The sequence below is a fragment of the Vreelandella sp. V005 genome (genome assembly GCF_052645115.1).
This window is the reverse complement of record NZ_JBQXYA010000001.1, coordinates 172,974-184,885: the sequence shown is the minus strand read 5'-3', so window position 1 is coordinate 184,885 and position 11,912 is coordinate 172,974. Positions and strand designations below refer to the sequence as shown.

Genomic DNA, 11,912 nt, shown 5'->3' with positions numbered 1-11,912 from the left:
GTCTTTTACATGCACCCCAACGATAAATTGATAAATTCCGAATTTAAAAGCTATGAATTAACCCAGGCTGGCGATCGCTATTTCGATGGTTTAGCCGATAAATTTTCGCGTTCGCTCTACCAAGCGCCTCGTGGCGAACTGCGTTTAGCAATGCTGAACTATCTGTTGCCGCAAATGCTTACTTTGAGCCACCAGAAAGTGCTCGATGTGGGCGGTGGCTTGGGCCAGCAGGCGGCATGGTTGGCTGAGCGGGGGCACCGGGTAACGATGGCTGAGCCTTCAGCGGATATGCTGAACTACGCAAAAACCTGGCATCGGGACGCTAAGACGTTACCGGAAGGGGCCATTACTTACCTGCAGGCGCCGCTGCAACAGTTAACCCTGCATGCCCCAGGCCCATGGTCGCTAATTACCTGCCATGCAGTGTTGGAGTGGTTAGGTGACCCCCAGGCGGCGCTGACGACCTTGAGCGATTTATTGGCACCTGGCGGCCAGCTTAGCTTGATGGTGTTTAACCGCGATGCGCTGCGCTTTTCCAATGCGGTCAAAGGCAATCTTGAGAAGGCGTTGAGTGATCGTTTAGCAGGGAAGGGCAAGCGACAACGATTGACGCCTATTTCGCCCGTTAGTCACGCCGAGATTGAGCAGTGGAGTGCGGATAACGGCTTAGTGATAGACGCCGTCGCCGGTATCCGCGTATTTCAAGACTACTTGCGCCATCCACCCGCCACGCCAGCAGAAAATGCCACGCTGCTGGCGCTGGAGAAGCAGTACTGTCGTCATGATTCCCACTGGCGCCTGGGGCGCTACCTGCTTTATACCTTAATTAAACCGGAGATCGTTGAATGAGTGCCCAAGCCCCAGCGTGCCAGCTATTAGAGCGCCAAAAAGATAACTATGCTGCGCTGTGGGCCATTGGCCCGCCAGTCGATAGCTGGCTTATTGATCAATCGGTGGGTGTGGTAAGCGGCGATTTTGACGTACTGCGTGAGTGGCAGGCGAAAGGCAAGCAGGCCCGCACGCCTTTTGATTTGACGGGTGACAAGCCCCTCGGCAAAGAGATTGTGCTGTTTTGGCCGAAGGCGCACCAGTTAGGTATTTGGTGGCTCAAGTGGTTATGTGAGCAGCTACCTGAAGGGGCACCCATTGAAATTGTCGGCGAACATCAAGGTGGCATCAAACGCGTTCCTAAAATGTTGGAAGAGCTGGGTATGCCATGGGATAAGCGCGACAACGCCCGGCGCTGCTCTTTATTCGCTACGCGTACCGTTGCGTTGACGTCATCCAGCGACAGCGCTTGGCAAACGTTTGAGACGCTAGGTTTAACATTAATCAGCCACCCGGGCGTATTTGGCCACGGCAAAGTTGATGAAGGCACGCTGTTACTGTTGGAGAGCCTGGAGAGTAAGCTGCCCAACAAGCCGCTTAAGGTGCTGGATATGGGCTGCGGTGACGGCATCGTCAGTGCCTGGCTGGCCCAGCGCGGTCATCATGTCTCCGCTGTGGATGTCAGCACGTTTGCCGTCGAGGCGTGTCGGCGTACGCTCGCCGCCAACGGGCTGGAAGGGCGCGTACTTGAAAGCGATGTATTCAGTGCGTTGGAGAGCGAGCAGTTTGATTGGATTGTGAGTAACCCGCCTTTTCATAAAGAGCGTGATATTAGTTATGGGCCAAGCCAGCGCTTGATCAGCGAGGCCCCCGAGCACCTAAAGAAGGGCGGGCACTTGGTGATTGTGGCGAACGGCTTTTTACCTTACCCAGACCATTTACAGCGGGCATTCCAGGATTTTTATACCCTGGCGGATAATCGCCGTTTCAAAGTTTATGGTGCGATGAAAACAAGCCGCTAATGCGACATCTTTATGAGGAATCACTTACTCAGCGAAGAAGACGCTCAATACGTGATCCAGATGGTTTTCCATGGCACGTCGCGCAGTCACTGGGTCGCGTGCCTCGATGGCAGCCACAATGTGTCGGTGGTCTTCCTGGGAGCGCTGCGGCATGTCCGTTTCCATAAATAGCGCTTGAAGACGTCGAAACATAGCGCCGTACTGATGCCCCAGTAGGTGCTTGATCAGCAGAGCGTAGGCGGCGTTACCTGAGGCCTCGGCGATACGGATATGCAGCAATCGATCCCCTGCGCAGTTGCGGCCGCCGTTGGCGTTGTCCGCTACATTGCGTTCAAAGGCGAAACGGATGGCTGTCAGGTCGTCGTCGGTTGCGTTTAACGCCGCCAGCGCCGCAATTTCCGGCTCGAGGTAGCGCCGCGATTGCAGTAACGAAAAAGGCGGAATTTCTTCTTCCAAATTGAGCTCTATTTCACTCTTGAACTCAGGGTCGAGGGCCCAGGGTTCGGTGCGTGCCGCCGCACGCATAACGGGTTCCAGCGCCGCTGTGCTGGATTCAAGCACCACCACGCCGTAGCCCACCTTGACCGCCACCTGGCCAACCACTTCAAGCGCAATCAACGCCTCTCGCACCGAGGCGCGGCTAACGCCTAGCGATTGGGCAAGCTCCCGTTCGGGAGGCAGCAGGGTGCCTGGCGGAAACTCGCCAGCGTGAATTAACTGCTGTAGTTGATCCGCAATCTGGCGGTAGAGCCGCTGCGAGCGGATGGTTTGAATCGGCATGTGAAATGTTCCCTGCCCGTTTCAATAATGGATTAATTAGCATTAACTGCGACTAAAGTTGATCTTTAAAAGCGCAATTGCGCTGTTTGTCGCCTTGCCAGTGGCAAAGTCTCTCTAGCATACTCGTTTTATTGGTCAGGCCATTAGGTGTTTGGATGTCTGACCTACTCTATGATCCCACGATTGTTGGGACATGCGATAGCGACGAAGAGGGCATCCAGCCGATGAGACTCAAGAACAAAACAGCGTTAATCACCGCCGCCGCGAATGGCATCGGACGCGCCAGCGCCGAACGTTTTGTGGCTGAAGGAGCACGGGTATTCGCCACGGATATTGATATTGCCATGCTAGAGGGCGTCACGGGCGTTGAGGCCTATTGCCTGGATGTCACGGATAGCAAAGCGATCCATGAGTTAGCCAGCTCGCTGCCTAATGTGGATATCCTCTTCAACTGTGCAGGCATGGTGGCCGGTGGCAGCGTACTCGAGTGTGATGAGGCTACCTGGCAGCGGTCGCTGGATCTAAATGTCACTTCCATGTTTCATACTTTGCAGGCTTTTTTACCGGGCATGCTGGCAAACGGCGGTGGCAGCGTTATCAATATGGCGTCTCTGGCCTCCAGTGTTAAAGGCGTGGCGAATCGCTGCGCTTACGGCGCTTCCAAAGCCGCGGTCATAGGGCTCACCAAATCCGTCGCTGCCGATTTCATGACCCAAGGCATTCGCTGCAACGCCATCTGCCCGGGTACTGTCGATTCGCCCTCGTTAAAGCAACGTATTGCAGAGCAGGCGCGCAAAGAGGGGCGGAGTGATGCTGACGTATTGGCCTCTTTTGTGGCGCGCCAGCCAATGGGCAGGCTGGGGCGGGTCGAGGAAGTAGCAGCATTAGCTACTTTTCTGGCCAGTGATGACGCCCAATTTATTACCGGTACCGCGCAACTGATCGATGGCGGCTGGGCAAACTGATTCTTTAGAAAGGATAACACTATGAAGCTTTTACGTTTTGGAGCGTCTGGTCAGGAAAAGCCGGGCATTCTTGATAGCCAGGGCAAGGTGCGTGATCTTTCTGCCGTCATTGACGATATCGCCGGTGATCTGTTGAGTGATGAAACGCTGCAGACACTGCGTGATACGGATCTTTCTTCCCTACCTGAGGTCGCGGCGGATGTGCGTCTGGGGCCCTGCGTGGGCCGGGTCGGCAAGTTTATTTGTATTGGCCTCAACTACTCCGACCATGCAGCGGAAACCGGCGCGGAGGTGCCGCCAGAACCGGTTATTTTCAACAAATGGACCAGCGCTATCTGTGGCCCTAATGATGATGTGGAAATTCCACGCGGCTCAAAGAAGACCGATTGGGAAGTAGAGCTGGGTGTCGTTGTCGGCAAAGCCGGCCGTTACATTGATGAAGCCGATGCAATGTCGCATGTTGCTGGGTTTTGTGTGGTTAATGACGTCTCTGAGCGCGAATTTCAGTTAGAGCGTAGCGGTACCTGGGACAAAGGCAAAGGGTGCGACACGTTCGGTCCCTTAGGCCCTTGGTTGGTAACGCGGGATGAAGTAGCTGATCCCCATCAATTGAGTATGTGGTTAGAGGTGGACGGCAAGCGTTATCAGGATGGCAGTACACGCACCATGGTGTATCAAGTGCCTTTTCTGATTAGCTACTTGAGCCAGTTCATGAGCCTGCAGCCTGGTGATGTTATCTCGACCGGCACGCCACCTGGCGTTGGCATGGGTCAGAAGCCACCTGTTTACCTCCGCGAAGGACAGCAGATGCGCTTGGGTATTGAAGGGCTCGGTGAGCAACAGCAGCGCGTTGTCCAGGCGTAAGGACGGTGGAGGAGGTTGGTTCAATGCAAGTGCTTGTCTGTTCAGAACCGCACCATCTTGAGCTACAACACGCTGGCCGTCCCGCGTGCGCTCCGGGGCACGCCGTCGTGAAGATCCGTCGTATCGGCATCTGCGGAACGGATATTCATGCTTACGGTGGCAATCAGCCCTATTTCCAATATCCCAGGGTGTTAGGTCATGAGCTTGCCGGTGAGATAGTCGAAGTGGCTGATGAGCACGACACTCCTCTGCTTGGCCAGCAGGTGTATGTCATTCCCTACCTGCATTGTGGTGAATGCCGCGCCTGCCAGCAGCTCAAAACCAACTGTTGCCAGAACATGCAGGTGATTGGCGTACACCGGGACGGTGGAATGGCGGAATATCTTGCTGTTCCCACCACACATCTTGTGGTGTCGGACACGCTGACTATCGATCAGCTGGCGCTGGTGGAGTGCATGGCGATTGGTGCCCACGCGGTCAGACGCAGTGCCCTTGAAGCGGATGAGCTGGCGGTGATCGTTGGCGCAGGCCCGATTGGCATGGGCGTGCTGCAGGTAGCTAAAAGCCGCGGTGCCCGTACATTGATGGTAGACACTAACTCATCGCGTTTGTCTTTTTGCCGAGATGTATTAGGTGCCGATGCGGTGGCTAACCCCAACGAAGACGATGTGATGGCACTTATCAGCGAGCGCAATAATGGGGCACTGGCAGACGCGGTGTTCGACGCCACCGGAAATCCTCACGCCATGCAGAAGGGATTCGATTTTGCAGGTCATGGCGGGCGCTATGTGTTGGTGAGTGTGGTGAAAGCTGATATTACGTTTAGTGATCCTGAGTTTCACAAGAAAGAGTTGACCCTGATCGGCAGTCGTAATGCTACCCGCGAGGATTTTGAGTATGTGGTGTCACTGATGGAGAGCGGCGCGATCAACGCGGAAGCGATGATCACTCACCGTGCGCCACTCGTTGACGTGCCTGCCCGCATGCCCCAATGGTGTGACCCTGCCCATCAGGTTATCAAGGCCATGATATCTATCGATTCATGAAATGTTTTGGAATATTTCCTTAAACTCTTGTCACATTCGGATGGTCAGCAGTTGGAGAAACGTTACCACGCCGAGGCAACGCTGCTGCTGGCTCACCCGATATCGAAAGAGTGATTGAGGCGTTTCCACAGGCTACCTCGCTAGTGCGTGAAGGCGTGTTGCTGTGTTTTCACCGAGCAGGTGCGCTACACGATTAGCCTCGGTAGTCGAGGGCAGTAATGGTATAGAACATCTCACCATTGGGGGTGAGTACTTTCGCTTCATCGCCAATCTGCTTGCCCAGCAGGGCCTTGGCCATGGGAGCATCGATACTGATCCAGCGTTTTTTGGTATCGATCTCGTCATGGCCGACGATCCTGAGCTGGACCTCCTCCCCATTTTCATCTTCTAAGTTAACGAAAGCGCCAAAAAAGACTTTGCTGGTGTCGGCGGGAAGGCGATCAACGATCTGCAGCTCATCCAACCGCTTGGTGAGATAGCCGATCCGCGCAATCACACGGTTCAGCTCTTTTTTATTGTACGTGTAATCAGCGTTTTCGCTGCGGTCACCCTGAGCGGCGGCTTCACCGACCTTGGCGGTGATGGCCGGGCGCTTGACCCGTAGTAGATGATCCAGAATAGCGCGCAAGCGAGCCGCCCCCTCCGCGGTAATCAGATTGCTCTTGGGGGCCTGGCGCGGATCTTTGGCTGGATCGCGCCAGCGGGTCATGTTGCGGCCTTTCATTACCAATTTCCTATCATGTTTCGAGCCATCTACCTTACGTCAATTACGGGATGCATACCAAGCAAGTTGCAACGGTTGAATCATTCAAACGTTCGTTACATTTTTTGCTATATTGGAGAAGAGACCAGCCAAGCGTAGGTCTCGCTGGACAACAATAATTCAGGAGCCGTTATGCGCACTCTCTCATTTTTACCCCTCTCTCTATCACGTTCGTTGATCGCCGCTGCCGTTGGCACCGCGCTGGCGCTTTCACCGTTAACCGCGACCGCCTTCGAAGGTGAGCTGTTTTCGCTGAAAAACCGCTGGGAGCACACCGTGACGGACATGCCCGCGAATGAGCGGGAAAGTACTTTGAAAGCGCTGGCAGGCGAAGTGGAGCAGTTGGCTGAACAGCACGGCGACGAAGCGGATGTGCTGGTCTGGCAGGGGATTATTCTTGCCTCTTACGCGCGTGAACGAGGTGGTTTGGGCGCATTGGGAACCGCTGGTGATGCGCGCGATGCGTTGGAAAAGGCAATTGAGATCGACCCGCAGGGGTTGAACGGGTCTGCCTATGTAACGCTTGGCGCGCTTTATGACCGGGCGCCGGGTAGGCCACTCGGTTTCGGCAATAGCGAGACGGCTGAACGCATGTTCCAGCGAGCTTTGGAAATCCGTCCGCACGGTATCGATGTCAACTATTACTACGCCTCTTTCTTGAAAGAGGAGGGCAATGCGCAGGCAGCTCGCGAGCACGCCCAGCGAGCGGTGAATGGTAACGCTCGCGAGAACCGGCAAGTCTCAGATGAAGCGCTACGCCGCGATGCCGAGACGCTTCTCAATCAGCTGTAATCCACTCACTGGATTGGCATTCCCGGTGGCAAGCACTGATAATAGGGCCATATCACCACCGGGAGTGCCCCATGGCGTCTAACTCCAAGCACGATGCTGCTCAACACTCTCCTCTGCGAGAGGCCTCTTTTCGGAATACGTCGCTGAATGTTCCCTCATTGAAACGCAGTGATGTCGATCTGCTTAAGCGTGAGATTCTGCATCAAGGTTTTTTCCGTCTCGAAGCGCTAGAGCTTCGCCACCGCCTTTTTGAAGGCGGTTGGAGCGAGCCCATGCGCCGTGAAGTACACAGCCGCTTCGATGCGGTAGGCGTGCTGCTCTACGACCCTGAGCGGGATTTAGTAGTCTTGATCGAACAGTTTCGCGCGGGCGCCATCGATGATGGGGTTTCCCCTTGGAAGCTTGAGCTTGTGGCGGGCCTGGTGGAAGAGGGCGAGACGCTGGAAGACGTGGCTCGTCGCGAAGCATGGGAAGAAGCCGGTTGTAAAGTGACCGAACTGACCAAACTGCATACTTATTATCCCAGTCCTGGTGCCTGCAATGAGCAAGTGACTCTCTTTTGTGGTTTGTTAGATTGCCAGGGGCTTGGCGGTGTTCATGGCTTAGTTGAAGAGCATGAGGATATACGGGTACACGTCATGCCGTTTGCCAATGCGTGGGAACTCTTGATGCATGGACGACTCGACAACGCCATGTGCCTGATTGGTCTACATTGGCTTAATAGCCAACGAGCCTCACTACGTGCCGCTTCACAGCGGGCGTCGACACAAAGCGAAACAAACGAGGAGTGAACATGGCGAGAACGGCCTATGTCACCGATTTAAAAACGCTCCAAGGGGAGTGTAGCGCCAACTATTTGCGTTTGGTGCGCCTGGTGGGCGACATGGAGGCCGGCCAGCGCCGTGATATTGCCCTGCACGGTGATCAACACTACTTTGGTGATCTGCACCTCTATATTCAGGAGCAGGCGCCTTATACCACCATGGTGGATGTGTCTCAAACTGGCCCGCTCGATACCGTCATCGAAGGGCCGCGCATGCGCGTACACCTCTACCATGACGTACGCATGGCGGAGGTGACCGACTTTCAACGCGAGCGTCATTTCAGCGGCCGCTACCGTTACCCCAATGCACGTATGCACCAGCCCGATGAAAAACTGCAGCTCAACCGTTTCCTGGGCGAATGGTTAGCTCACGGGCTTGCCCATGGGCATACCTATGATGTGCCGGAGATGCCCTGATGCGGGTGGTACAGATTACCGATGCCCATCTACGTGCGGATACCCAGGCGCGCTCCCGCGCGGGTATCCCTTGGCGGCAGTTTGAACAGGTCATCAACGCCGTGGCGGCTGAGCAACCCGATCTCGTGCTCTTCACCGGCGATGTCAGCCAAGACGAGTCGGTTGCTTCTTATGCCTTAGCGGTCAAAGGGTTAGCGGCGCTGCCTTGCCCTTGGTATTGGCTTGCCGGTAATCACGACCAACAAGCGTTGATGGCCGCTGAGCGCCCGCTGGTGGAGGAGGTGGAGGTAGGTAGCTGGCGCCTGCTGTTGCTGAATACTCAAGTAGCGGGCGAGCCCCATGGTGAACTAGGGAACAAGCAGCTAGCGACGCTGGCGGAACGCTTACAAGCGGATAACCGACCCACGCTCATCGCTATGCATCATCCCCCGGTTGACGTTGGGGCAGTGTGGATGGATGCCATCGGCCTTCAGGATCGCGACGCCTTTTGGCACGTGCTGGGTAAACATACGCATGTTCATATCATTTTGTTTGGCCATGCGCACCAAGCTTATGCCGAACACCATCGCAGCGGTGACGCCACTATCGACGTTTACGGTTGTCCTGCCATGGCGGACCAGTTCTTACCCGGCGCCGAGCACTTCGCGATTGATGAAGCATCACGCCCTGGCTATCGCATCGTCGATTTACACTGGAGCGAGCTGGCCGGAAGCGAATGGCAAAGCTGGATTGAGCGCATTGATTGACGGGTGGCACGCTCGAAATCTTCTGTTAGGTTATTAAGGAATAAAAAGATAGTTATTAATTCTTTTGGGTTATTATCGGCTCGGCGTTACCCTACCCACATTCGAACGTAAATTTTTGAACGTACCTGTTTGGACGTACACGGCTTTCAGCGTGTGTAACGAGCTTGTACTTGTGAGGTAAGGGGCCATGACCCAATTGTCTACATCGTCTTTTAAGGAGCGGTCGTTACAAGAACGGTCGTCAGAGACGACTGCTTCAGCAACACGTTCTTCAGCGGCGCCGCAAGACGCTTTCAAGGCGCCTGACGCTGCGCGCTTGACCCACCTTAAGCAGCTAGAAGCCGAGTCTATTCACATTATTCGTGAAGTAGCCGCCGAATTCTCCAACCCGGTGATGATGTATTCGATCGGTAAAGACTCTTCGGTCATGCTGCACTTGGCCCGTAAAGCGTTTTATCCAGGTACGCCGCCCTTCCCGCTGATGCATGTGGATACCACATGGAAGTTTCGTGAAATGATCGAGTTCCGCAACCGTATGGCGGAAGAAGCGGGTATGGAGTTGATCGTACATACCAACGAAGAGGGCCGGGCAGCCAATATTAATCCGTTCGATCACGGTAGTGCCAAATACACCGATATTATGAAGACCCAAGCGCTCAAGCAGGCGCTGGATAAATACGGTTTTGATGCGGCTTTCGGTGGAGCGCGCCGCGATGAAGAAGCCTCGCGTGCTAAAGAGCGCGTCTACTCTTTTCGTGACAAATATCACCGCTGGGATCCCAAGAGCCAGCGCCCCGAGCTATGGAACGTGTATAACGCCAAGGTCAATAAAGGCGAGTCCATTCGTGTGTTTCCGCTCTCCAACTGGACCGAGCTGGACATCTGGCAGTATATCTATCTGGAATCGATCCCCATTGTGCCGCTCTATTACTCGGCCAAGCGCCCGGTCGTTGAACGTGATGGCATGCAAATCATGGTGGACGATGATCGCCTGCCGTTAGCCCCCGGCGAAGTGCCCGAGCAGAAGTCAGTGCGCTTTAGAACACTTGGCTGCTATCCGCTGACCGGCGCCGTGGAGTCCGAGGCCGCGACGTTGCCTGAAATTATCCAGGAAATGCTGCTGACTCGTACCAGTGAGCGAAGTGGCCGTGCCATTGACCGCGATCAAGTGGGTTCGATGGAGAAGAAAAAGCGCGAGGGGTACTTCTAATGTCTCATCAATCCAATTTAATCGCTGATAATATCGAGCAGTACCTACACGAGCATGAAAACAAAGACCTGCTGCGCTTTATTACCTGTGGCAGCGTGGACGATGGCAAATCGACTCTGATTGGCCGGATGCTCCATGATTCGAAAATGATCTTTGAAGATCAATTGGCGGCCATCACCCAGGCGTCTAAAACCATTGGCACGACCGGGGATAGCGTCGATTTGGCACTGTTGGTGGATGGCTTGCAGTCAGAGCGCGAGCAGGGCATCACCATCGATGTGGCGTACCGCTTTTTCTCCACCGATAAGCGCAAGTTTATTATTGCCGATACGCCTGGGCACGAGCAGTACACGCGCAACATGGCGACGGGTGCTTCCACCGCCAGCCTGGCAATTATTCTGATCGATGCCCGCTACGGGGTGCAGACCCAAACCCGGCGCCACAGCTTTATCGCCGACCTGCTGGGTATTCAGCACTTGGTGATTGCGGTCAATAAGATGGATTTGGTGGGCTTCTCCGAGAAGCGCTATAACGAGATTGTGGAGGAGTACCGCGCCTTTGCCACCAACCTGCAAGCGCCGGATATACGCTTTGTACCGATGTCGGCACTCAACGGCGACAACGTGGTCAACCGCAGCGAACAGACGCCCTGGTACTTTACTGAGGGTTATGAGGGGCTAACACTGATCGAGTTGCTCGAGAGTGTCGAAATCAGCCGCGACCAGAACCTCAGCGATCTGCGTTTACCAGTTCAGTACGTCAATCGGCCGAATCTCGATTTTCGCGGTTATTGCGGTACCCTGGCGGCGGGTATGATTCGCCCTGGGCAGGCCATCAAAGTGTTGCCGTCGGGTAAAACATCCACCGTGGCCCGGGTGGTTACCTTTGATGGCGATCTTGACGTGGCTTATCCCGGCCAAGCAATCACCGTTACCCTAGAAGACGAGATTGATATCTCCCGCGGGGATTGGTTGGTAGCAGCGGATAGCGAACTGCCACTCTCGAATACCTTTAAAGCCGATATCGTGTGGATGCATGAAGAGGTATTAACCCCTGGCAAGCTTTATGATTTCAAGTTGGCAACGCGCGACCTTTCCGGACAGGTAAGCGCCATTGATTACCAAATCGATGTCAATACGCTGGAAAAGCATACGACCCACTCGCTGGGTCTTAATGCCATTGCCCGCTGTGATGTGGAGTTGACGGCGGCCATTCCGGTGGATGATTACCGCACTAGTCCGGGCACCGGCAGTTTCATCATCATTGATCGGCTTACCAACGTTACCGTTGGGGCAGGGATGATACGCGGAACCGCGAGTGAATCAGCCTCTACCACGCCAACCACCGATTGGGCGGCCTTTGAGCGTGACCTGAATGCGCTGGTGCGTAAGCACTTTCCACACTGGGAAGCCAAGGATATCAGCGGCTTATTCAATCGCTAATGGGCGAAAGACTTGGTCGTTCTTCGCAACATGTATGTGTGACGAACGTTACCTACGTCATTGCGAGGAGCGAAGCGACGCGGCAATCTCTGTATGCGTTAGTCGCAAAACCCGAGATTGCTTCGCTTCGCTCAATGAAAGGGACTCCTCCCCTCTCGAAGCTTCAGAGAGCTACATTGATAAGTGAACCACATCAATGCGGAGGGGAAGAGTC

Annotated in this window: 13 protein-coding genes; 11 read left to right on the top strand and 2 right to left on the bottom strand. The window is 54.8% G+C overall.

Going from position 1 to position 11,912, the window contains the following annotated elements; translation table 11 throughout:
• The first annotated feature begins 9 nt into the window (after positions 1-9).
• Together ACUN8H_RS00880 and ACUN8H_RS00875 are read left to right on the top strand one after the other, a co-directional pair.
• Entirely contained in the window at positions 10-849 is an 840-nt protein-coding gene (locus ACUN8H_RS00880; RefSeq protein ID WP_445530315.1) for a methyltransferase domain-containing protein, read from the top strand.
• Positions 846-1,850: a methyltransferase gene (locus tag ACUN8H_RS00875; RefSeq protein WP_445530314.1), complete on the top strand. Its 1,005-nt coding sequence runs from the start codon at positions 846-848 to the stop codon at positions 1,848-1,850. Before ACUN8H_RS00880 ends, ACUN8H_RS00875 begins: the two co-directional genes overlap by 4 nt.
• A gap of 24 nt (positions 1,851-1,874) precedes the next feature.
• Here ACUN8H_RS00875 and ACUN8H_RS00870 read toward each other — a convergent pair whose 3' ends face one another.
• Positions 1,875-2,630 (bottom strand): FadR/GntR family transcriptional regulator, encoded by a 756-nt coding sequence (locus ACUN8H_RS00870; protein ID WP_445530313.1) that lies wholly within the window; start codon positions 2,628-2,630, stop codon positions 1,875-1,877.
• Positions 2,631-2,854: 224 nt separating this feature from the next.
• On the opposite strand from ACUN8H_RS00870, the gene ACUN8H_RS00865 reads away from it, so the two are divergent.
• The 3 genes from ACUN8H_RS00865 to ACUN8H_RS00855 are packed head-to-tail and all read left to right on the top strand — an operon-like array spanning position 2,855 to position 5,505.
• Positions 2,855-3,595, top strand: coding sequence for an SDR family oxidoreductase (locus ACUN8H_RS00865; protein ID WP_445531063.1), 741 nt, complete (start codon positions 2,855-2,857; stop codon positions 3,593-3,595).
• A gap of 21 nt (positions 3,596-3,616) precedes the next feature.
• A complete protein-coding gene (locus ACUN8H_RS00860; protein ID WP_445530312.1) occupies positions 3,617-4,459 on the top strand; it encodes a fumarylacetoacetate hydrolase family protein in 843 nt (280 codons plus the stop codon).
• Positions 4,460-4,482: 23 nt separating this feature from the next.
• Positions 4,483-5,505 (top strand): zinc-binding alcohol dehydrogenase family protein, encoded by a 1,023-nt coding sequence (locus ACUN8H_RS00855; protein ID WP_445530311.1) that lies wholly within the window; start codon positions 4,483-4,485, stop codon positions 5,503-5,505.
• A 193-nt stretch (positions 5,506-5,698) separates the two neighbouring features.
• Here the strand turns inward: ACUN8H_RS00855 and greB are convergent, their stop codons facing one another.
• Complete coding sequence (greB, locus tag ACUN8H_RS00850; protein ID WP_290695419.1) at positions 5,699-6,229, bottom strand: transcription elongation factor GreB; 531 nt, start codon at positions 6,227-6,229, stop codon at positions 5,699-5,701.
• A gap of 171 nt (positions 6,230-6,400) precedes the next feature.
• Here greB and ACUN8H_RS00845 point away from each other — a divergent pair, with 171 nt between their 5' ends.
• The 6 genes from ACUN8H_RS00845 to cysN all read left to right on the top strand — a co-directional run bounded on the left by ACUN8H_RS00845 (position 6,401) and on the right by cysN (position 11,698).
• The gene (locus ACUN8H_RS00845) at positions 6,401-7,060 is read left to right on the top strand and encodes a hypothetical protein (RefSeq protein ID WP_445530310.1); all 660 of its coding nucleotides are present in this window, start codon (positions 6,401-6,403) and stop codon (positions 7,058-7,060) included.
• Between the two features lie 71 nt (positions 7,061-7,131).
• Positions 7,132-7,851: an NUDIX domain-containing protein gene (locus ACUN8H_RS00840; RefSeq protein ID WP_445530309.1), complete on the top strand. Its 720-nt coding sequence runs from the start codon at positions 7,132-7,134 to the stop codon at positions 7,849-7,851.
• A gap of 2 nt (positions 7,852-7,853) precedes the next feature.
• The gene (locus tag ACUN8H_RS00835; protein ID WP_445530308.1) at positions 7,854-8,300 is read left to right on the top strand and encodes a DUF1249 domain-containing protein; all 447 of its coding nucleotides are present in this window, start codon (positions 7,854-7,856) and stop codon (positions 8,298-8,300) included.
• Positions 8,300-9,046 carry a phosphodiesterase gene (locus ACUN8H_RS00830; RefSeq protein ID WP_445530307.1) on the top strand — a complete coding sequence of 249 codons (747 nt, stop codon included), beginning with the start codon at positions 8,300-8,302 and terminating at the stop codon, positions 9,044-9,046. Before ACUN8H_RS00835 ends, ACUN8H_RS00830 begins: the two co-directional genes overlap by 1 nt.
• Before the next feature lie 187 nt (positions 9,047-9,233).
• A complete protein-coding gene (cysD, locus tag ACUN8H_RS00825; RefSeq protein ID WP_445530306.1) occupies positions 9,234-10,256 on the top strand; it encodes a sulfate adenylyltransferase subunit CysD in 1,023 nt (340 codons plus the stop codon).
• Positions 10,256-11,698: a sulfate adenylyltransferase subunit CysN gene (gene cysN / locus ACUN8H_RS00820; protein WP_445530305.1), complete on the top strand. Its 1,443-nt coding sequence runs from the start codon at positions 10,256-10,258 to the stop codon at positions 11,696-11,698. Before cysD ends, cysN begins: the two co-directional genes overlap by 1 nt.
• Positions 11,699-11,912 lie beyond the last annotated feature (214 nt).